Source organism: Candidatus Krumholzibacteriia bacterium, assembly GCA_035268685.1.
In the GTDB taxonomy this organism is placed as follows: Bacteria; Krumholzibacteriota; Krumholzibacteriia; order JAJRXK01; family JAJRXK01; genus JAJRXK01.
Genome location: DATFKK010000106.1, coordinates 1 through 20140, shown reverse-complemented (window position 1 = coordinate 20140; position 20140 = coordinate 1). Strand labels below are relative to the sequence as shown.

Here is a 20140-nt window from a genome sequence, read left to right as displayed (position 1 = left end):
AAGGTGACGGACCGATCCCCGCGACGGGCGAGGTCGAAACCGGTGGTTCAGGGGAACGATCGGTCGGAACGGACCGCAGGGGTGACGTGGGCAGCCGCGCGTTCGAAGCGTATCGCGTCTGGCCAGTATAGCCCGTCGCCCCGCCGCGACGCCAGTGTCGGGAGCAACGCCCTCATCCCAGACCATAGCGCTTCAGCTTGCGGTACAACGTGCGCTCGCCGATGCCGAGTTGCTCGGCCGTCCGGCGGCGGTTCCCTTCGAACTGGCGGAGGGTGGCCTCGATCAGTGCCCGCTCGGCGCTGGCCATGTCGGTCCCGGGCTCCGGGGTTAGGGGGACGTACTCGGCGTCGAGGGGCGTGTCGTCCCATCCCGACGGCTGGACCCGCTGCCCCCCGCCTCGGCCCGGCTCCGGACCGGTCGACTCCAGCCGGTCGAGCCGATCGGAGATCTCGTCGAGCTTGTCGACGATCCTCCGGACGTCGGACACCAGGGCCAGGAGCGTGGTCGTCCAGATCCCGTCGCCGCCGCTCGCCGAGGCGGCGTCCGCGGCCGTCATCGGCAGATTGCGGCGCTCCCCACCCCCGTCGTGGAACTCGGCGGGCAGGTCCTCGACTTCGAGGAACTCGCCCCGCGCCATGACCGCCATCGACGAGACCACGTTGCGCAGCTCCCGCACGTTGCCGGGCCAGGCGTAGGATCGCAGTCTCTTCATGGTGTCGGTGGTGAAACCGCGCTTCCCGAGTCCGTGCCGCTCGTTGGCCTCGTCGAGGAAGTGCTGGGCCAGCACCAGGATGTCGTCGGGCCGCTCGCGCAGGGGAGGGATCTCGACCCGGACCACCTTCAGGCGGTAGTAGAGGTCGCTGCGGAAACGTCCGGCCTCCATCTCGGCCTCGAGGTCGCGGTGCGTCGCGGCCACGATGCGCACGTCGGTGTGCAGGGTCTCGGTGCCCCCCACGCGTTGGAATTCGCTCGTCTCGAGCACGCGCAACAGCTTCACCTGCATCCCCGGTGACATCTCGCCGAGCTCGTCGAGGAACAGCGTGCCTCCGTTGGCGCGCTCGAAGACTCCGGCCCGTCGTGCCACCGCGCCCGTGAAGGCCCCCTTCTCGTGCCCGAACAGCTCGGACTCGAGCAGCGTTTCCGCCAGACTGCCCACGTTGATCGAGACGAAGGGGGCATTGCGACGCCGGCTCTGGGAGTGCAGGGCCCGCGCGACCATCTCCTTGCCGGTCCCGCTCTCACCCTGGACCAGCACCGGGACGTCGAGTGGCGCGACCTGCGCGATCACGGCCAAGAGTTCCCGGACCCGCGGTGTGCTCCCCACGATCCCGCTCGCCCGCCGGACCTGCTGCAGGTCGAGGAGGCGCCGGGATTGCTCCAACACCCGATCGTCGGAGGCTGCGGGTTCCAGCACGCCGTCGTCGGGAAGATCGATCCTTGCCGCGTAGCCGGCCGGCGGTCGCACGATCAACTCGGGATGCGAAGGAACGTTGCGCAGGCGGCGGATCACGCCCTCGGGGATCTGGCTCGCCGTCGCCAGGTCCAGGACCACCAGCCAGACGTCGGCCTTCCGCGCCGCGGCCACGAGTTCGGCCGCGTCGTCGTAGGCGACGACCGTGGCGCGCTCCCGCAGTCCCTGCAGGAGCGTCCCCACGAGTTCCGCACGGGGGGTGTGCACGAGAACGAGTTCGGATTCCATGGTGCGAACCGGTCCGCGAGGCCGGAGGGCAGCAGCGGAGCGCCCGCATCGTCGGCGGGCACCCCGTCGGTGTCAAGTCGGGGTCGCCCCGAGAACGAGACCGTCAGCCGACCGAGTCGACCTGGACGATCTTGCTGATCTTCTCGCGGATCTTGTCGAGGTCGAAGGGTTTGTTCAGGTAACCCTTCGCCCCGACCTTCACGGCCTCGACGACGTACTGCTTGCTGCTGAAGCTCGTGCACATGAGCACGCGGGCATCGGGGTCGCGCTCGAGCAGCTTGCGGAGGGTCTCCAGACCGTCCATCTCGGGCATGGCGATGTCGAGGATCACGATGTCCGGGCGGTGTTGGTGGTACAGCTCGAGAGCCATGCGGCCGTTCTCGGCCACGCCGACCACGTCGATGCCGAGACGTTCGAGCATCTTCAACAGCACCTGCCGGATGAAGGCCTCGTCGTCGGCGATCACCGCACGAATGGCTCCCTCTGGGCGTGTCGGCTGCGACATGTCGGTCCTCTCTCCGGTCGGGTCGCTCAGACGAGGTTCATGAATTCCTGCGCGCGCTCGATGTCGCGCTGGAGTTCCGGTAGCAGTTGTTCGAGCGATTCCTCGTCGAGGTGCAGGGCCGCCAGATCGCGGGCGTCGACCTCGCGCACCTCGAAGTCGGGGAGGATCGCGGTCGGCACGACACGATGCGCGACCGCGTCGGCCAGCGAGAGCACGTGCTTGGTCGTCGCCCGATCGCCCACCGCCGGACTGTGGTGGTTCGCGATGAGGTCCTGCAAACGGTACGGGAAGTGCCATCGCTGCGCGAAGGCACACCCCACTTCGGCGTGATCGAAGCCCAGCACCTCGCGCTCGGCGCGAACCTGCTCGTAGCCCTGCTCGAGTCCGACCCGGACGACCTCGGCGTAGGCCCGGGGACGTCCGAGCGCGATCACGAACATGCCGATGTCGTGCAGGAGACCCGAGGTGAAAAGTTCCTCGACGTCGTCCGGATCCAGGACGTCGAGCTCGCGGGCCAGACGCCGGGCCACCACGGCACAGCTCACGCTGTGTCGCCACAGTTCCCGTTGGTCCATGACGTTCTGACGCGCTTCGCGCTGCACCAGACCACTGGCCACACTCAGACACACCGCCAGGTTGCGCAGGGTGTCGAATCCCAGGGCAGTGATCGCCATCTGCACGTCCTTGACCCGACCCCGGCCCCCGTAGTAGGGGCTGTTCGCGAGGCGGAGCACCTTCGCCGCCAGGGGCGGCTCCAGACTCACCACCTGCTCCAGGTCACGTGCGCTGCTGCGCGGATCGTCGACCAGCTGCCAGATGCGCGCGAGGACCTCCGGAATGGTCGGAAGGTCCTGGAAGCTCGCCAGCAGGGCGTCGAGCTCCGGATTCGCCACGGAGGGCGAGTCGTGCAGATCGACCTCAGACAAAGATCTCCATCTCCGACTCGAGGGTCTCACCGAGCTGGACGCAGACCGTCTCCAGCTCCGGGGCCGTCAGGCCCAGCACCTTCGCGCTCGGGAGCTCGGCGAGCTCCATCTCGGGCAGCTCGACGAAGCCGATCCCCTGCCGCTTGCAGATGTTGTTGGCCAGATCGAGGTAGCACAGCACCTCGTTCGACGCGTTGATGCTGTCGGGTTCGTGGTGCGACCGGATCGCGTCCTCGAGCGTGTTCGACAGCTTCCACTTGGTCACGAGCATGGCACCGACCTCGGTGTGGTCGAAGCCCAGGAGCTCCTGCTCGACCTCGACGAAGTGGCGACCCTCGTTGTAGACTTCCTGGACGATCTCGTCGAAGACGTCGCCCGCGTACTGGTTCAGCACGAGCTTGCCGATGTCGTGCATGAGGCCCGCGAGAAAGGCCTCTTCGGCGTAGGCCGGCTGCCGCGGCGTGACCAGCAGGCGACTGGCGATTCCACAGCCGATGGAGTGCTCCCAGAGCAGCCGCTCCTTGAGCCCCATCGTCTTGCCTTCCTTCAGATACATGTTCCGCGCGGCACTGGTCACCACCAGGCTGCGAATCGTGTTGAAGCCGAGCATGACGATGGCTTCGGTCAGCGTCTTGATCTTGCGGCTGCAACCGTAGAGCGCCGAGTTGGCGATCTTGAGGATACGCGCGGCCATGGCCTGGTCGTCCTCGATCACCTTCTGGAGCGTGGCGGCCGTCGTCTCGGGATTGCCGGCGAGCTCCAGGACCTTGCTCGCGACGTGCGGCATCGCGGGCAGATCCTTGGCGTTGAGGATGATGTCCTTCAGGGCTTGCTGGTCCACGACGACTTCCTCGTGCCGGTGTCCTAGGCGCTGCGGCCCACCAGGGCGCGCAGGGAGATCTCTTCGGGGGTGACGCTGTCGGGACGATCGATCGTCGGCGTCGGCGTGGCCGCGGCCCGCACCGTCTTGCGCGGAACGGTCTGTTCGCGCTGCCGCAAGACGGCATCGACCCGGCTGCCGAGATTCACCAACTGCTGCTCGACCTCCTCGAGGCGGCGGTCGATCTCGGCCAGGTCGGGACCTGCGGGCGCCGGGGAAGGCTCCGGCGCGACCACCTCGTCGTCGTAGCGGTCCACCACGTGGGCAGCCGTCGACGGATCAGGATCGGGATTGCGGCTCGTGCGCCGCCGGCGTGCCCAGAGCAGGACGGCGGTCACCAGAGAGCTCGCTCCGAGCGCCACCAGCGCGCTCCCGGCCAACAGCCCCATGGGACCGGACATCGCCAGCGTCTGTTGCAGGGTTTCGATCGTCATGGCTCCACCGCCGGGTCTCCGGCCTCAGACCTTCACGTCGATACTGCCACCGCGCGGGTCGTCGTCCGGGCGTTCCCGGGCTGCGTCCCGCTTCTGCTGGCGCTGCTGCTTCCTTCGTTCCTCACGCCGCTCTTTCCGCAAACGAGCCCGCTCGGTCTCGCTGAGATTCTTCAACAGCGCCGCATCGTCGTCGCCGGGCTCGGCCAGCTTCTTGGCGAGTTTCTCGCCCGCCTGCTGATCCGTGGCCTGGCCCTGCTGGATCCGGCTGACCGTGTCGGAGTGCGCGACGTTCGTCGGCAGACTCACACTGTCACCAGCCATGACCCACCCCTTCCGTCGGAGGTGGACGCCGGTCGCCCGACGATCAGACGCCCACGTTCTCCTTGAGTGCGTCGCGGACCTCTTCGCCGAGGCGCGACAGCGACTTCGAGTTCACCTTGCGTTCGACCTTCCCCTTCAGACGGAAGATCGCCTTCGTATGGATCTGACAGACGCGGGACTCGGTCACCTCGAGGACTTCGCCGATCTCGCGGAGGGTCAGCTCTTCGTAGTAGTAGAGGGTGAGCACCAGGCGTTCCTTGTCGCTCAGCTCTGCGAGCGCGCCGACGATCACGTCGCGCAGTTCTCGTTGGGCGATGACCTCGTCGGGGTGGACCACGGACTCGTCGACCAGGGTGTCGACGACGCGGTGGCCACCACCGGAGTCGTCCGGATGCAGTTCGCTCTCGAGGGACACGAGCGTCGCGACCGAGATCTGACCGAGGACGCGATCGTATTCGTCCAGACTCATGCCCAGTTCCTCGGCCACCTCTTCGTCGCTCACCGATCGGCCGTGCTTGGACTCGAGAGTCGCGAAGGTCTGTTCGAGCTGACGTGCCTTCCGGCGCAGGCTGCGCGGGAACCAGTCCTGCGAGCGCAGCTCGTCCAGGATCGCGCCCCGAATCCGCGGAATGGCATAGGTCTCGAACTTGATGCCCCGAGCGCGGTCGAAGTTGTCGACGGCCTGGATCAGACCGACCAGCCCTGCCCCGTAGAGATCGGGGAACTCGAGGTAGTGCGGAAGCCCGACGGCCAGACGGCCGGCGACATAGCGGACCAGGCCCACGTGTTTCTCCACGAGGATCCGGCGCGCGTCCTCGTCTCCCTCGTCCTGGAAACTGTGCCACAGGGCCGTGAGATCGGGCGCGGTCGTGGTCGTGCTCTCCATGGGCTGATTCCCGCTCCTGCTACTGGATCGAGCGCTCACGCTCGTTCACCGGAAGACGTCAAAGTGCAGCATCCGTGCCATCGGTCCGTGATTGCTCCGGATCGTTCCTCTTGCTTTCCCGCGGCGGATCGGGTTCGGAACGCAGGGCGACCCGTCCGAGCAACAGAAGGATCCCGACGACTCCGAAGACGAGCAGGTAGGCCACGAAGGCGCGCTCGACGACGGACCAGAATTCCCAGTGGCGCGCGAGGCCCACGAGGACGGCGACCAGGGCCGCCGACGATCCCGCGATCTGTGCCCACTGTTGCATCCTGCAAGGCTCCGATCAGGTCCGAATCCCGGCGGGCTCGCCCAGAACTGCATTCATGAGGCTCTCGCCCCGGGCGATGCGCACGCGCAGGCCCCCGCCCTGGCGTCCCTGCAGAAGACTGATCGGCCGACCGGCCTCGACAGCGAGGTCCACCAGGCGCCCCGGACGGGGAAAGAGATCCATCTGGCTCAACGCGAGGCAATCCGCCTGCCAACCCCGCGCCGCGTCCAGGTGACCCCGGAGCAGTTCGCGGTCTTCTCCCAGCGGCACGACGAGGTGTCGCTGGGCGTGATCGGGCGGCGAGGCGGGCAATTCCTGCCCGACGAAGCAAGGAGTGTCGACCAGCAGCGCCGGGTGGTCGGACAGTTCACTGCGTGCGCGGCGCAGACCGTCTTCGTCCTCGACGAAGTGGACGGGAACGCCCAGGGCGCGCTCTGCACCGCGCAGGCGTTGCACGTCTCCCGCGTGCGGCGGCGACAGCGCCACCACGCCGGCACGGATTCCGGCCGAGACCATCGCGCCGGCCAGGTACAGCAACATGGTGGTCTTGCCCGCACCGGCCCGACCCAGGAACCAGTGCTCGCCGCCGATCTGCGAGACGTCGACGGCGCGCGTTCCCCGCACGAAACGCGAGAGATGGCGACGCGCAGCCGTCACCGTGGGGTCGCCCCCGCGGACGGCCAGGCGGAAGGACCCGGCCAGGTGCCGGATCGTGGCCTCGGTCGTGCCCTGAGCGCGAAGGGCCTCGGCCAGGGGGTAGTCGGAGGTCGGGTCGACCCCTTGCTCGTCGAAGCGCGACGCCAGACCCCGCACCCGCGTGGCGATCTCGTTCAGTCGATCGACCCGCGATGCGACGTCGGTGTCGGCCAGCGGTGCCGCCGGTGCCGTGTCCACGTCTCGTGGTTCGTCGGTGTGCGGCGCGCTCTTGGCTTCGGCGTAGGCCTGTGCCCAGGCTCCGGCGGCCGATCCGGCCTCGGCCACCCGTTCCTGCGGCTGGGCCGAGGGGTCGGCGACCGTCACCTCGACCTGGGTGCGCGGCCGCAGGGCTTCCGGGTCGGAAATGGTCACCGTGCGCGTCCCCAGGACCAGGGCGTCACGTCCGAAGGTCAGACGCACACGCGCCAGTGCCTGCGCCAGGTCGTCGGCGCGCACCACACGCGTCGGAACGTCAGGCCCCGCCGGCCGTGGCTGCGGCCTGGGCCCGTTGGGCGTCGAGGTTGGCATTGCCATGAGCGATCACCGTCCCCAGGGATCGGATCTGATAGCCGGGCGCGATCTCGGTGTATCCGAGGACGCCGACCATCGGGAACGACGCCTCGATCAGGCGTCGCGTGAAAGAACGAATGGGGCTGCTCACCACCAGCAGCGGTGAGCGACCAGCGGCGACCACCTGGTCGACCTGCTGGCCCAGAGTGGCCACGAAGCGCTCGGCGAAACCGGGATCCATGACCACGTTCTGCGCGCGCTCCGACTCGCGGAACGACGAGAAGATCGCCTGTTCGGTCTCGGGATGGACCGTGAGGACCCAGATGGTGCGGTTCTCGTCGGCGTAGAGGTGCGAGAGCTGCCGGCTCAGGGACATGCGCACGCGCTCGACCAGCGCGTCCACCTGGCCCTCGTTCACGGGGCCACTCGACGCCAGCGTCTCGAGGATGGTCACCAGGTCGCGCACCGGGATCCGTTCGTGCAACAGTCCGCGGAGCACACCGTGCAGCACCGTGAGCGAGATCTTGTCGCCGAAGACCTCTTCGACCAGCGCGGGGGCGTGCTCGCCGAGCCGATCGACCATGTCCTTGACGTCCTGGCGGGTGAGGATCTCGTCGGCGTGCGCCTTGACGATCTCGGCGAGGTGCGTGGCCACGACCGCGCTCGGCTCGACCACGGTGTAACCGGCCATCTCGGCCTGCGACTTGTCGTCCTTGGAGATCCAAACCGCGGGCAGGCCGAAGGCCGGCTCAGAGGTCGTGATCCCCGGCACGTCGGCACCACCGTCGCGCACCCGCATGGCGAGCAGCCGGTCGAGGTGAAGCTCGAATCGGGTGATCTCGACTCCACGGAGCTTCACCACGTACTCGTTCGCACCGAGCTGCAGATTGTCCCGGATACGGATCGGCGCGACGTTGATGCCGAGTTCCGATCCCGTCTTGCGGCGCACGTTCGTGATGCGCTGCAACAGATCGCCACCCCGGCCGGCGTCGACGATCGGAATCAGGCCGTAGCCGATCTCGAGCTCGAGGCGGTCCACGACGAAGATGTCGTCGCCGTCGCGTTCCTCGGCCGGTGCCTCCGCTTCTTCCGCTGCGCGCGCAGCCTCCTCCTGCTCTTCGCGCACCTGACGTTCGTTCTGATTCCTCGAGAGGAATCCGGCCACGCCCGCCCCCACCGAGAGCAAGAGGAAGGGCAAGGTGGGCAGGCCCGGCACGAAGGCGAATGCGCCCAGAGCCGCGCCGCTCACCAGCAGAGCCCGGGGGTCCTGCACGACCTGGGTCGCGATGTCGGTCCCCAGGTTCAGCCCGCTGTTGTTCCGGGTGACGACGATACCGGCCGCCGTACTCACCAGGAGTGCCGGAATCTGGCTGACCAGACCGTCACCCACGGTGAGCAGCGTGTAGATCCGTGCACTGTCGCCCACGGGCATGCCCCGTTGCAGGGTACCGATGGCGAGGCCGCCGAGGATGTTGATGGCGGTGATCACCATGCCCGCAATGGCGTCGCCGCGCACGAACTTGCTGGCGCCGTCCATGGCGCCGTAGAACTCGGCCTCGTCCGCGATCTCCTTGCGCCGCGTCCGGGCGTCGTGCTCGGTGATCATTCCGGCATTGAGATCCGCGTCGATCGCCATCTGCTTGCCCGGAAGCGCGTCCAGGGTGAACCGCGCCGAAACCTCGGCGATGCGGCCCGAGCCCTTCGTGATCACCACGAACTGGACCACCACGAGGATCAGGAAGACCACGACTCCGATGACGAAGTTCCCGCCCACGACGAAGTCGCCGAAGGCGGCGATCACGGCTCCGGCGTCCGCATTGCTGAGGATCAGGCGCGTGCTCGCCACGTTCAGCGCCAGACGGAAGAGCGTGACCATCAGCAGCAGCGAGGGGAAGACCGAGAAGTCCATCGGCCGCTTGAGATAGACCGTCACCAGGAAAACGGTCATCGCAAAGGCGATGTTGAAGGTCAACAGGACGTCGACCACCCCGGTGGGCACCGGAATGACCATCAGGACCAGGACGCCGATCATCATGCCGGCGGCCAATATGCTGCCGTTCACGACGGCACCCTGTCGGACCTCGGTGTTGCCCTCGGCCATGACGAACTACACCCCCGCCGCGTCGCTGCGCCGGTGGTCGGCGCGGTAGACGGCGGCCAGCACCTGGGCCACCGATTCGTAGAGGTCGATCGGCACGAAGGAGTCGACCTCGGCGGTCCGGTACAGCGCCCGGGCCAGCGGCGGATTCTCGAGGATCGGTACACGGTGCTCGCGCGCGATCTCACGGATGCGCAGGGCCAGGTGCCCCTGCCCCTTGGCCACGACCTTCGGAGCGCCTTCGGAGGCGCGGTAGCGAAGGGCCACCGAGTAGTGCGTCGGGTTGGTCACCACGACGTCCGCGGACTTGACCTCGTCGAGCATCCGCCGCTTCATCTGCTCGAGCATCAGGGAACGAACCCGCGCCTTGAGCTTGGGATCGCCCTCCTGGTCCTTCATCTCGCGCTTGACCTCGTCCTTCGTCATCTTCAACTGCTCGGCGTGCCGGTGCCGCTGCCACCAGAAGTCGATCAGGGCCAGCACGAGCAGTGCACCCAGCATGCGGAACAACAACTCGGCGAGGATCCGCACGGCCTCGGCCCAGCCCTCGACCAAGGCGAGTTTCGACAGACCGACGAGGCGCGGAATCATGTCCTGGATCGCCAGGAAAGCGATGCCTCCGAGAACGGTGACCTTGATCAGGTTCTTCGCGAGCTCGAACCAGGTCGTCTTGCTGAAGAAGCGGTTCTTGAGGCCTTCCAGCGGGTTCAGCTTCTCGAGGCGGAAGGAGTAAGCCTTCGGCGACCAGTTCCAACCGACCTGGGCGTAGGCGACGCCGGTACCGACGAACAGGACCGCCAGCGCGACAGGCGCCAGGGCGAGCATGCCCTTCTCCCCGGCGGCGAGAAGCGTGGCCATGGCGTCGGTGGTGCTGTCGATGCGACGCACGCCCGCCTCGCTCAGGTAGTGTACGCCGACCGCGCGCAACTGATCGCCCATGTAGCCGACGGCCGCGATCAGAGCGGCGAAGGCGACACCCAGCACGGCCACCGAGTTCACCTCGGCACTGCGCGCGACCTGCCCTTCTTCTCGGGCCTTACGATGCCGTTCGGGAGTCGCCTGTTCGGTACGATCACCTGCGGGTTGTTCGGCCATGGCGCATCACCTCCCCACCGGTCCGGCCCAGATGATGTCGCCGAGCCGATCGGGAACCTGGTCCAGAATACCGATGATGGTCTCTCCGAAGAGAGGCACCGATACGGCCATCACGAAGATCCCGACGACGATCTTGATCGGGAAGCCGACCACGAGGAGATTCATCTGGGGTACGGTGCGTCCGAGCACGCCGAGCGTCAGGCTCACCAGCATGAGCGCGGTGATGACCGGTAGCGCGATGCGCACGGCCAGCGAGAACAGCGTTCCCACCTGGGCGATCGCTTCGAACATGCTCTCGGCCGTGGGAACGAAGGCCCCCGGGGGCATCGCCTCGTAGCCCTGCGCGAAGGCCCGGAGCAGGTTCACCGGGCCGTCGACGGCGAGGAACATCAGCACCGCGATCAGATTGAACATCTGGCTCACGGTGGAGATCTGCATGTTGCTGGTGGGATCGACGACGTTCGCCAGCGCCAGGCCCATCTGCACGCCGATGATCTCGCCCGCGAACTGCACGGTGGCGAAGACGGTCACCGCCGCGAAGGCGAGCAGCAGCCCGACCAGGATCTCGATCGCCAGCGCGAAGGCGAGCAGCACCGGCGTCTCCGGGGCCGTCGCTCCCGCCTCGCGGATCGTCGGCATCATGGCCGTCGCGAAGCACAGGGCGATCGCCACACGCACGGGGCTGGGCACCGTCCGCACGCCGAGGATCGGAAGGCTCGACAGGAAGCTGAGCACCCGCGCCGAGGCCAGGCCAGCGATCACCAGCGAGTTCATGTCGACGGCCCAGTTCACGACAGCCCCACCGCCACGATGCGCGCGAAGATCTCCTGTGTGAAGATCGTCAGCTTCGACATGATGAACGGCAGGAAGAGCACCGCGGTCACCATGACGGCCACGATCTTCGGCACGAAGGTCATGGTCATCTCGTTCACCTGCGTGGCGGCCTGGACGATCGAGATCAACAGACCCACCACCATGCCGGCGATCAGCATCGGCGCAGCCGCCATGAGCAGGGTCCAAACGGAGTCCTGGGCCATGTCGATGACGAGATCGGGACTCACGACGTCCTCCTCAGACCGGTACGTGGAAGGCCGAGACCAGGCTACGGGTGATCAGGTGCCATCCGTCGACCAGGACGAAGAGCAGGATCTTGAACGGCAACGACACCAGGATCGGCGGGAGCATCATCATGCCCATGCTCATGAGCACCGACGCGATCACCATGTCGACGATCAGGAACGGCAGATAGAGCATGAAGCCCATCTGGAAGGCGGTCTTGAGCTCGCTGATCAGGAAGCTCGGCACCACCACCGACATGGGCAGTTCGCCGAGATCCTCGGGACGCTCCCGCCGATTCAGTTCGAGGAACAGGTCGAGGTCTTTCTCGCGGGTCTGCGCCAGCATGAAATTGCGCAGCGGTACCATGGCGGCCTCGATCGCCTCGCGATCGGTCATTCCGCCCTGCTCCTCGCCGTCGACCTGCTCCTGGGCGGCGAGATATGGCTGGATCGCGGTGGCGTTGATCTGCTCGAAGACCGGAGTCATCACCACGATGCTCAGGAAGAGGGCCATGCCCGCGAGGATCTGGTTGCTCGGGGTCTGGTGCGTGCCGAGGGCCTGCCGCAGGAAGCCGAGCACGATGAGCATGCGCGTGAAGCTGGTGGTCAGGACGATGATCGACGGTGCCAGCGTGAGCAGGGTCATCAGCAGGACGATCTTGATCGTCGAGCTCAGATTGCCGTCGCCCCCGCCCTGGACGCTGAGAGTGAGCTGGTCGCCATCGGCAGCGACCTGCTGCGCGGCCCCGTCGGCCGGCACCAGGAGCACCGCCGCCACGAGCAGCACCAGGACGGTCCGGAATGCACGTCGGTCACGCATCATGGCGCCGCGTAGCGCAACGGGCGTGCCGCGTCCCGATCGCGACAGGTCGCACCGCCGGATCGCCCAACCCATTGTTGTTCATCAGGTTACGATTCTTCTCGACCACGGACCGACCGGGCGGTCGGCTGGCATCCGGACCCGAGTGGTCAGCCTCTGGCCACCCGGGAGACCGGGGCGGTCGAGGTGCGCCGCGCCCTCAGCAGGTCGAGCGGCCCGTGGGTGGACCGGGCCGGCCCCAGTTCGGGCAGACGATCGGCGTCGAGGGTCTCGAGCAGCATCGACTCGCGCCCCCGCTCGTAGACCAGGTGCACGTTGCCGAGCACGCGCACGGCGCGCACGCTCGCGTCGGGGGCGATGCGCCACGCTCCGACCTGCGTCACGGGGCCACGCGTGCTGCGATTGCGGTCGAGCACGAAGCGCACTCCGTGGGCCAGGATCAGCACCAGGGCGATGACCGCGATGGTCGCCGCGAACCACTGCCAGGCCGACGATTCCATGCGCTCCTCAGCCCTCCTGGCCCAGGTCGGGCCGATCGGCCAGTTCGGTGATCTTCACCGCGAAGTGGTCCACCATGACGACGACCTCGCCCCGGGCGAAGACCGAATCGTTGACGAGGATGTCGACCGGCTCGCTGGCGAGCTTCGACAACTCGACCACCGACCCCGATCCGAGGTTCACGATGTCGTGGATCTTCATCCGGCAGCGCCCGAGTTCCACGGTGAGCTGCAACTCGACGTTCATCAGCATGTCGAGTCCGGTTCCGCCGCCGGTGCCCGCGCCCACGCTCCGGGCGTGTTCGATCATCTCCGACGCAGCGTCGGGAGCACCCGCGCCGCCGGGACCCATACCCTGGTCGGCCATCTAGACATCCTCCCTGCGGCCGAGGATCTGCACCGCTCGCGATCGCCCCACGCGACCCGACGTGCCGCGGAACATCGGCTTACCCTCGACGTCGACGTCGAGGGGTCGGTCCACGTGGTGTTCGAGCGAGAGCACGTCTCCCGTCTTCAGCGCCAGCAGCTCGTCGAAGCGGATTCGACGGGACCGGAATCGCGCCGACATCAGGGCCGACGCCGTTCCCACCAGACCGTGCGCCTGCTGCTTCTCGGCCATGCGGTCGGCCGCGTTGCGGACGTCGATCCCCTCGCGGGGGTCGAACTCCTCACGGACCGGCTCGAAGGCCGCCAGCGGAATCACGAAGCTCATGACCGCCCCGACCTCCTCCATGGTCACGTTGTACTGCAAGTTCAGGACCGGCTCTGCCTCTGCGAAGGCGTTCAGGTAGTTCGGGTTGTTCTCGATCTGGATCAGCAGGGGAATCACCCGGTGGACCTTCTCGGTCGCTGCGCTGAACTGCTCGAGGATCTTGCTCAACACCTTCCGAGCGAGACCCATCTCGATCTCGGTGAAGTCCCGCACCTGGCTGGGGACCTCGATGGGGCCACCGAGGAGCTTCGTGAAGAACGAGAACATGAGCGAAGCCTCGACGTGCACGAGGACCACGCCGGACAGAGGCTCCATGGAGCACACGGCGATGCAACTCGGGCTCTCCCAACCCGACAGGGTCTCTCCGAAGCTGTTCACGCGCATGCCCGCAAAGGTGTAGTCGCAGTTGCCGCGCATCGTGTTCGAGAAGGACAGGCTGGCGTCCTTGGCGAAGCTCTCGCTCACGCCACGAAGATTGCGCTCGAAGGTCTTGCTCAGATTGTTGTTCGGCCGGTTGAAGTCGAAGGCCCGGATCGCGCGCTCGCGCGGGTCCGCGACGTCACCGAAGGCGTCGCCGCCGGAATCGGCGCCCGCAGCCTCCTGGGCATCGAACTCCGTCGCGTCGTCCGCCGCTTCCTCGAGGAGGGCGTCGATCTCTTCCTGGGAGAGGTTGTCCACGGTCGTCTCGCGCTCCTCGACGCCGGCCGTCCGGGCCGATGCGGCTACTGCACGACGAAGTCGCTGTAGTACACGTTGAGCACCTTGCCCTCTTCCACGAGGGACTTCAGTGCGTCCTTGATCTCGGCCTTGACGGCTTCCTTGCCCTCGAAGCTCAACAGGTCCTGCACGCTGTGATGGCTGAGGGTCATGATCGTGGCATCGCGGAACTCGGCCATGCGGTCCTCGACCTCCGTCGCAGCCTTCGAGTCGACCGCCTCGACGGCGATCGTGGTCCGCAGGTAGCGTGGTCGCGCGCCCGAATTCAGGCTCACGATCATCTCCTCGAGGCTGACCAACACGCCCTTGGCCGCGGCCTCACCCGCGCCCTCACCTTCGCCTTCCACCAGCTCGATCTCGCTCGAAGAGGTCGTGGGCGCGATCAGGAACTTGGTCAGGCCGAAGGCCATGGCCGCCTGCAGCGCGACGATCGCGACGACGATCACTGCCTTGTTCTGGAGTAGACCGGCTTTGGCGGTCTTGGCTTCGGCCTGTTCTTCGGCCACGACGTCGCTCCTCGGTTCTGGCCAGCGTCCCGGACCCGCGCGATCGCGGTGGACCGGGTTACCGCTCGGCCCTCTGCACGGATCTCGCCAACCCGTCGGTCCGGCGCACGAAGATCTCCACGCGGCGGTTCCGGTGTCGACCCGCCTCGGTGTCGTTGGTGTCGATCGGCCGGAACTCGCCGTAACCGACCGCTGCGAGGCGATCCGGCGGCAGTCCTCGCTCGACCAGGTACTTCAGGACGGCCATCGCCCGGGCCGACGACAGTTCCCAGTTGGACGGGAACTGCTCACTGTTGATCGGAACGTTGTCGGTGTGGCCCTCGATGTGGATCTCGGTGTCCAACCTCTGCAGGGCCGTCACGAGCTTGTCGAGCAGTTCGGTGCTGGGTGCGCGGAGTTCGGCCTTCGCCGGTTCGAACAGCATGGGCGTACTGATCTGGATGCTCACGCCCTCCTTCTCGAGCGTGAGCTGGACCTCCTCCTGCAACCCCTCCTCGGACAACGCCACCCGTACCTGCTGGAGCTCGTAGAGCATCTGCTGCCACTCGTTGGTGTCGGCCTGGGGCACCACGACGTCGGGCTGCTGGATCACCGTCGGCGGCGAGGCCATCACCCCGAAGGCGCCCTTCAGCGAGTGGATGGCCTCGTGGAACTTCGCTTCCTGGATCGACGAGAACGACAGCAGCATGACGAAGAAGGCCAGCAGCAGGGTCACCATGTCGGAGAAGGTGGCCATCCAGAGCGGTGCGCCCAGGGGCGGTTCTTCCTGCTTCTGCCGCTTGGCCATGGCTGGGCCCGCTCCTACCGCGCCGCGAGTTGGGTCTGCTGCACCGGCGTCAGGTAACTCTTCAGCTTTTCCTGGACGATGCGCGGGCTGTCGCCGCTCTGGATCGACATGATCCCCTCGATGATCATCTCGCGGGTGTGCAGCTCTTCGTTGCTACGGGCCTTGAGCTTCCCCGCGATGGGCAGGGCCACGAGATTCGCGATCACCGATCCGTAGAAGGTCGTGAGCAGCGCGATCGCCATACCGCTGCCGATCGAACTCGGGTCGCTCAGATTCGCGAGCATCTGCACCAGACCGATCAGGGTCCCGATCATGCCGAAGGCCGGCGCGAACATGCCCAATTGTTCGAAGATCGACTTGCCCTCCTTGTGGCGCGTCTCCAGCGCCGAGAGGTCGGTCTCCATGATCCGGGCGAGCAGCTGAGGATCGGTTCCGTCGACGGCGAGGCGCAGCCCCTTGGCCAGGAACTTGTCGGGCTCGTTCTCCGAGTCCTCCTCGAGCGCGAGCATGCCTTCCTTCCGGGCTCGCTCGGCGTAGCTGACCATCTTCTGGATGATCTCGGTGGGGTCCTCGTCGTCGTGGAACATGGCCTTGCGGACCACCTTGAACACGCCGAGAACCTTCGGGATCGGAAAGTTGATGAAGAGCGCGGCCAGCGACCCGCCGACCACGGTCAGGATCGCGGGCAGGTCGAGGAACATCCCCAGGTTGCCACTGCTGAGGATGGCGGCCAGGATCAGTCCTGCCCCCCCGACCAAGCCTCCGATCGTCGCCAGATCCACGGTTCTTCCTCCTCGGACCCTGAGCCGGACCCGTCACCCGCCCGTCCCCGGAGGGGTGCGAACGGGTCCGGGCCGGCTGTCAGGCGTCCGGATCTGCCGCTACGGCAACGGGATACGCCCCGCGCACCTGCGCGCGGTAGGCGATCGCCCGGCGGACGACCTCGTCCACGGACTCCGTCACCATGATCTTTCGACCGGTAGTGAGGCTGACTAAAGTGTCGGGTGTGGACTCGACGTACTCGATCAGGTCCGCGTTGAGGACCAATCCGGTACCGTTGAGCCGTGTGACCTCGATCATCGCGTGGGCTCCGTCCTGCGGTGGGGTCGCGGCCCCGGGGTTCGCGAGCATGTCAGGGGATGGGCCGGACGCCGGCCCGGCCCACCCCGTGCCCTACCGGGTCTAGACGATGTTCACCAGTTCCTGCAGCACCTCGTCGCTGGTGCTGATCACCCGCGCGTTCGACTGGAAGGCCCGCTGGGCGACCACCAGCCGCGTGAACTGCTCCGACAGGTCCACGTTGCTCGCCTCGAGCGCGCCCGAATTGATGAGACCGGCGTTGCCCTCGTTCGCGAAGCCCATCACGGCCGTCCCGGAGTTCCCGCTCACGCTGTAGGTGTTGTTCCCCGACCGGACCAGACCGGACGGATTGTTGAACACGGCCATACTCATGCGGGCCATGTTCAGAACGGTGTCGTTGCTGAACCGGCCGGTGATCACGCCGTCGCGGTCGATGTCGAAGTCGATCAGCCGCCCCACTCCGTAGCCATCACCCGTCGACTGGATCTGGTCGCTGGAGTTGTACTGGGTGAGGCCGTTCACGCCACCGATCGTACCCGGGTCGATGCTGATGGACACCGGCTCCGCGCCACTGGTTCCCTGGGCCTGCGGCCGGAAGCTCACCTGGCCACCGCCGTCGGTGTAGAGGAACGAGACCAGACGACCCGCCTCGTCGAAGGTCACGGTGCCGGTCTCACCGGCCGTGATCTCCTCGTCCCCGTCGAGACCGGCCTTCCAGTCCCACACGTTGAAGCCGGTCCGCTTGGTGAAGGCGAGCGTCAGGTTGTGCGTGTTCCCGAGCGAGTCGTACACGGTGTTGGTCACCGAGAAGGTCGCGGCGTCCTGGGCCTCGTCGATCACGGAGAAGTCGATCGAAGTGCCGATGTTGCTGAAGAGGTTCCCCTCCTCCCGCAGCGCGATGTTGTCGATGCCGCTGGCCAGGCCCACGTCGCCCTGCACGTCGATACGACCGTTCGAGTCGATCTCCACGCCGTCGGCATTCGAGATCCGGAAGGCCTGGGTCAGGCGGCTGAGCAGCTCGGTGAGGTCCGTGGAACCCTCCTCGACCTCGAACACGACCGGGGTGATCGCCTCGCCACCGAGCGTACCGCCGATCTGGATCGACGTGATCATGTTGCCGGCGCCGTCGTCCTCGAACTGGAAGTTCAGCTTCTTGCCGTCGGAGTTGTACAGCTCGCTGATGACGTCGGTCTCCTCGGCCGGGCTCAACAGTGTGGCCGCGGACGTCGCGGTGTTGCCCGGCTGGATCTGGTTGCCGAAGAGCATGACCTGGTTGAAGCTCACACGGCCACCGGCAAGGAGCTTGACGTCCTCCATCAGGGGATCGCCGCCGGCGTTGTTCACGGTGAAGGCACCGTCGGCATCGAGCGTGACCGTGGCTCCCGGGGCACCGTTCGCCCGGAGCTCGGCCTGGAACCAGTCGCGCAGGTCCTGGATGGTCGTGCCGTCGAAGCCGTCGGCGACCTCACCGATCTCGAACTGCGTGTCCGGAATGTCCAGACCGCCGATCTGACCGGTCAGGGCGATGACGTCGCCGTTGGTCAACTGGAGGTCCTCACCGTCGGCACCGGAGTGCAGGAACCGCAGATCGTCCGTCGCCGCTGCCGTCGACAGCAGCGGACCGGTCTGGAGCAGATGCGTGCCCTGGGCGTCGGACTCGCTGTCGAGGTTGCCCCACACCTTGAGCGAGTTCGTGGCCTGGGCCGGCATCACGGTACTGGGATCGATCTGGATGTCCTGCACCGCGCCCGACACGAACTCACCGCGCTCGTTGGCCATCGTGCCCTGCACCTTCATGCCCGTGCCGGCACTGACGAGCGCATTGTCGGCGTCGAACATGAAGTTCCCGGCGCGGGTGTAGGCCTGCGAGTTGCCGTCGCTGAGCACGAAGAAGCCCTCGCCCTGGATGGCCAGGTCGGTCTTGTTGCCCGTGGTCCGCAGGTTGCCCTGCGTGAACTCGCTGTCGATGGCGCCGACCACGGCCCCCAGACCGATCTGCTGCGGATTCACACCACCCAGACCGCCACCCTCGTCGGGACGCGTGGCCGACTGGATGTTCTGGGTCAGGATCTCCTGGAAGGTCACACGGGCGGACTTGAAACCGACCGTGTTCGCATTGGAGATGTTGTTCCCGACGACGTCGAGTTCGACAATGTTGGCCTCGAGGCCCGTGACCCCGGCGAACAACGAACGAAGCATGAGCTGGTCTCCTGTCTGGCTTCGGTACCGCCCTCGGGCGGCGTCCTGGAACATCCTTGTCGGATCTGGGTGGAAGGCCTCAGGCCTCCCGGAACTCTCGGTCTCAGCCGATCCTCAGAAGGGCTTCCCACGGATTGCGGTCGAAGGTGGAACGCGAGGCGCCGCCGAGCATCGACGACACCGGCGGGCTCCACGGATCCTCGGCATCGGGCGGCGGCGTCACGCCGGTGCCGTCGTCGTCGGTACCGTCGTCGTCATCGCTCCCGGTGCCCGGTCCGTCGTCACCCTCGACGTTCACGACGACGGGATCACGGGGGGCGACACCGACCTCGACCACGTCGCCCGGGCCGTACAGACGCCCGTTCACCTCGAGCTGGATGAAGTTGTTCTCGAACTGCACGGTGTCGACGACGCCGCTGCTGAAGGCGACCGACTTCATGAAGTTGCCGCTGCGATCCACGGCCGAGATCTCCAGCGAGTAGTCGCCGTCGGGCACGGCATTGCCGTCGTCGTCCTTGCCGTCCCACTCGATACGGTTGAAGCCCGGCTCGACGATGCTCGCGTCGAGCGTACGTACGGTGGCCCCGTTCGCGTCGAGCACGCGCGCGAAGACGGTGCCCGCCTCGGGCACGCGCACCAGGGATCGCGAGGGCTGGCCGTTCACGACACCGATCTCGTTGCCGGCCACGGTCACGCGCTTGCCGGCCACGTTCATCATCATGGTGTTGTTCAGGCTCTGGCTGTATCCCATCTGCTCCTGCAGATTCGAGTTCACACGCTCGAGCTGCTCGAGCTGACTGAATGTCGCGAGCTGCTGCACCATCTGCTCGTTGTCCATGGGCGACAGCGGATCCTGGTTGGAGAGCTGCGCCGTGAGCAGATTGAGGAAGTCCATCCGCAGCTCACTGGCACTCTGGATCCGGGTCCCCAGACCCTGGTCCGCGGAGCTGCGGGTGCTGGCCTGGCTCGCCGATGCTGCGGGGTTCGTCGGGTCGATCACGTCCACGTCCTCCGTTCGCGGGATCAGGCGGTCGCCTGGCGCTGGTCACGGGCCTCACGGCCGCGGCCGCGCCGTCCCTGGCGTTCCTCGGCCTCGGACTCCGTCGTGTCGTCCTGGTCGCGACGGGCCCGGGTGGGGTCGTTCTCGGGGTTCTGGCGTGCCGGCTGTCGCTCGGCGTCGAGGCCACGGTCCGTGGTGCGCACGGTGACCTTGGCCGGCTCGAGTTCACGGCGGATCAGTTCGTCGACCAGATCGTCGACCTCGGCGTCGAGGGCCTGGGCCGCGTCACGATGGGCCGCCACGAGGACGACCTCCAGCCCTCCCGTCCCTCGCGTGACCTGCAGGTCGACCCGTCCGAGGTGCGCAGGTTCGACCGTCACCGTCGCCTGCCACGTGTTCCTGGT

The 20140-nt window shown here is 67.0% G+C and carries 24 protein-coding genes; all 24 read right to left on the bottom strand.

Features of this window, described 5'->3' with window-relative positions:
• Positions 1-172: 172 nt before the first annotated feature.
• The gene (locus tag VKA86_10275) at positions 173-1699 is read right to left on the bottom strand and encodes a sigma-54 dependent transcriptional regulator (protein HKK71593.1); all 1527 of its coding nucleotides are present in this window, start codon (positions 1697-1699) and stop codon (positions 173-175) included.
• Positions 1700-1802: 103 nt separating this feature from the next.
• Positions 1803-2204, bottom strand: coding sequence for a response regulator (locus VKA86_10270; protein HKK71592.1), 402 nt, complete (start codon positions 2202-2204; stop codon positions 1803-1805).
• Positions 2205-2230: 26 nt separating this feature from the next.
• Positions 2231-3130, bottom strand: coding sequence for an HDOD domain-containing protein (locus VKA86_10265; protein HKK71591.1), 900 nt, complete (start codon positions 3128-3130; stop codon positions 2231-2233).
• The gene (locus VKA86_10260; GenBank protein ID HKK71590.1) at positions 3123-3971 is read right to left on the bottom strand and encodes an HDOD domain-containing protein; all 849 of its coding nucleotides are present in this window, start codon (positions 3969-3971) and stop codon (positions 3123-3125) included. Before VKA86_10260 ends, VKA86_10265 begins: the two co-directional genes overlap by 8 nt.
• A gap of 23 nt (positions 3972-3994) precedes the next feature.
• A complete protein-coding gene (locus VKA86_10255) occupies positions 3995-4444 on the bottom strand; it encodes a hypothetical protein (GenBank protein HKK71589.1) in 450 nt (149 codons plus the stop codon).
• A gap of 24 nt (positions 4445-4468) precedes the next feature.
• On the bottom strand, positions 4469-4765 hold the full coding sequence (locus tag VKA86_10250; protein ID HKK71588.1) for a hypothetical protein: 297 nt from the start codon (positions 4763-4765) through the stop codon (positions 4469-4471).
• Between the two features lie 43 nt (positions 4766-4808).
• Positions 4809-5651 (bottom strand): FliA/WhiG family RNA polymerase sigma factor, encoded by an 843-nt coding sequence (locus VKA86_10245; protein ID HKK71587.1) that lies wholly within the window; start codon positions 5649-5651, stop codon positions 4809-4811.
• A 58-nt stretch (positions 5652-5709) separates the two neighbouring features.
• Positions 5710-5961, bottom strand: a complete 252-nt coding sequence (locus VKA86_10240) for a hypothetical protein (protein ID HKK71586.1) — start codon at positions 5959-5961, stop codon at positions 5710-5712.
• Positions 5962-5976: 15 nt separating this feature from the next.
• Positions 5977-7113 carry a hypothetical protein gene (locus tag VKA86_10235; GenBank protein ID HKK71585.1) on the bottom strand — a complete coding sequence of 379 codons (1137 nt, stop codon included), beginning with the start codon at positions 7111-7113 and terminating at the stop codon, positions 5977-5979.
• A gap of 16 nt (positions 7114-7129) precedes the next feature.
• Positions 7130-9268, bottom strand: a complete 2139-nt coding sequence (flhA, locus tag VKA86_10230; protein ID HKK71584.1) for a flagellar biosynthesis protein FlhA — start codon at positions 9266-9268, stop codon at positions 7130-7132.
• 6 nt (positions 9269-9274) lie between these two features.
• Positions 9275-10360 (bottom strand): flagellar biosynthesis protein FlhB, encoded by a 1086-nt coding sequence (flhB, locus tag VKA86_10225; GenBank protein HKK71583.1) that lies wholly within the window; start codon positions 10358-10360, stop codon positions 9275-9277.
• Between the two features lie 6 nt (positions 10361-10366).
• On the bottom strand, positions 10367-11152 hold the full coding sequence (gene fliR, locus VKA86_10220) for a flagellar biosynthetic protein FliR (GenBank protein HKK71582.1): 786 nt from the start codon (positions 11150-11152) through the stop codon (positions 10367-10369).
• A complete protein-coding gene (gene fliQ, locus VKA86_10215; protein ID HKK71581.1) occupies positions 11149-11421 on the bottom strand; it encodes a flagellar biosynthesis protein FliQ in 273 nt (90 codons plus the stop codon). Before fliQ ends, fliR begins: the two co-directional genes overlap by 4 nt.
• Positions 11422-11431: 10 nt before the next feature.
• Positions 11432-12241 carry a flagellar type III secretion system pore protein FliP gene (fliP, locus tag VKA86_10210; GenBank protein HKK71580.1) on the bottom strand — a complete coding sequence of 270 codons (810 nt, stop codon included), beginning with the start codon at positions 12239-12241 and terminating at the stop codon, positions 11432-11434.
• A 146-nt stretch (positions 12242-12387) separates the two neighbouring features.
• Complete coding sequence (locus tag VKA86_10205) at positions 12388-12738, bottom strand: hypothetical protein (protein ID HKK71579.1); 351 nt, start codon at positions 12736-12738, stop codon at positions 12388-12390.
• A 7-nt stretch (positions 12739-12745) separates the two neighbouring features.
• Complete coding sequence (gene fliN, locus VKA86_10200) at positions 12746-13102, bottom strand: flagellar motor switch protein FliN (GenBank protein ID HKK71578.1); 357 nt, start codon at positions 13100-13102, stop codon at positions 12746-12748.
• Positions 13103-14125 (bottom strand): FliM/FliN family flagellar motor switch protein, encoded by a 1023-nt coding sequence (locus VKA86_10195; GenBank protein ID HKK71577.1) that lies wholly within the window; start codon positions 14123-14125, stop codon positions 13103-13105.
• Positions 14126-14169: 44 nt separating this feature from the next.
• Entirely contained in the window at positions 14170-14670 is a 501-nt protein-coding gene (locus VKA86_10190; protein HKK71576.1) for a flagellar basal body-associated FliL family protein, read from the bottom strand.
• 58 nt (positions 14671-14728) lie between these two features.
• Entirely contained in the window at positions 14729-15457 is a 729-nt protein-coding gene (locus tag VKA86_10185; GenBank protein HKK71575.1) for an OmpA family protein, read from the bottom strand.
• 14 nt (positions 15458-15471) lie between these two features.
• Complete coding sequence (locus VKA86_10180; GenBank protein HKK71574.1) at positions 15472-16239, bottom strand: MotA/TolQ/ExbB proton channel family protein; 768 nt, start codon at positions 16237-16239, stop codon at positions 15472-15474.
• 79 nt (positions 16240-16318) lie between these two features.
• Positions 16319-16537 carry a flagellar FlbD family protein gene (locus VKA86_10175; protein ID HKK71573.1) on the bottom strand — a complete coding sequence of 73 codons (219 nt, stop codon included), beginning with the start codon at positions 16535-16537 and terminating at the stop codon, positions 16319-16321.
• 102 nt (positions 16538-16639) lie between these two features.
• Entirely contained in the window at positions 16640-18736 is a 2097-nt protein-coding gene (locus VKA86_10170) for a flagellar hook-basal body complex protein (GenBank protein ID HKK71572.1), read from the bottom strand.
• A gap of 103 nt (positions 18737-18839) precedes the next feature.
• Positions 18840-19736: a flagellar hook assembly protein FlgD gene (locus VKA86_10165; protein HKK71571.1), complete on the bottom strand. Its 897-nt coding sequence runs from the start codon at positions 19734-19736 to the stop codon at positions 18840-18842.
• A 23-nt stretch (positions 19737-19759) separates the two neighbouring features.
• The coding region (locus VKA86_10160; protein ID HKK71570.1) for a flagellar hook-length control protein FliK at positions 19760-20140 on the bottom strand (381 nt) is incomplete at its 5' end.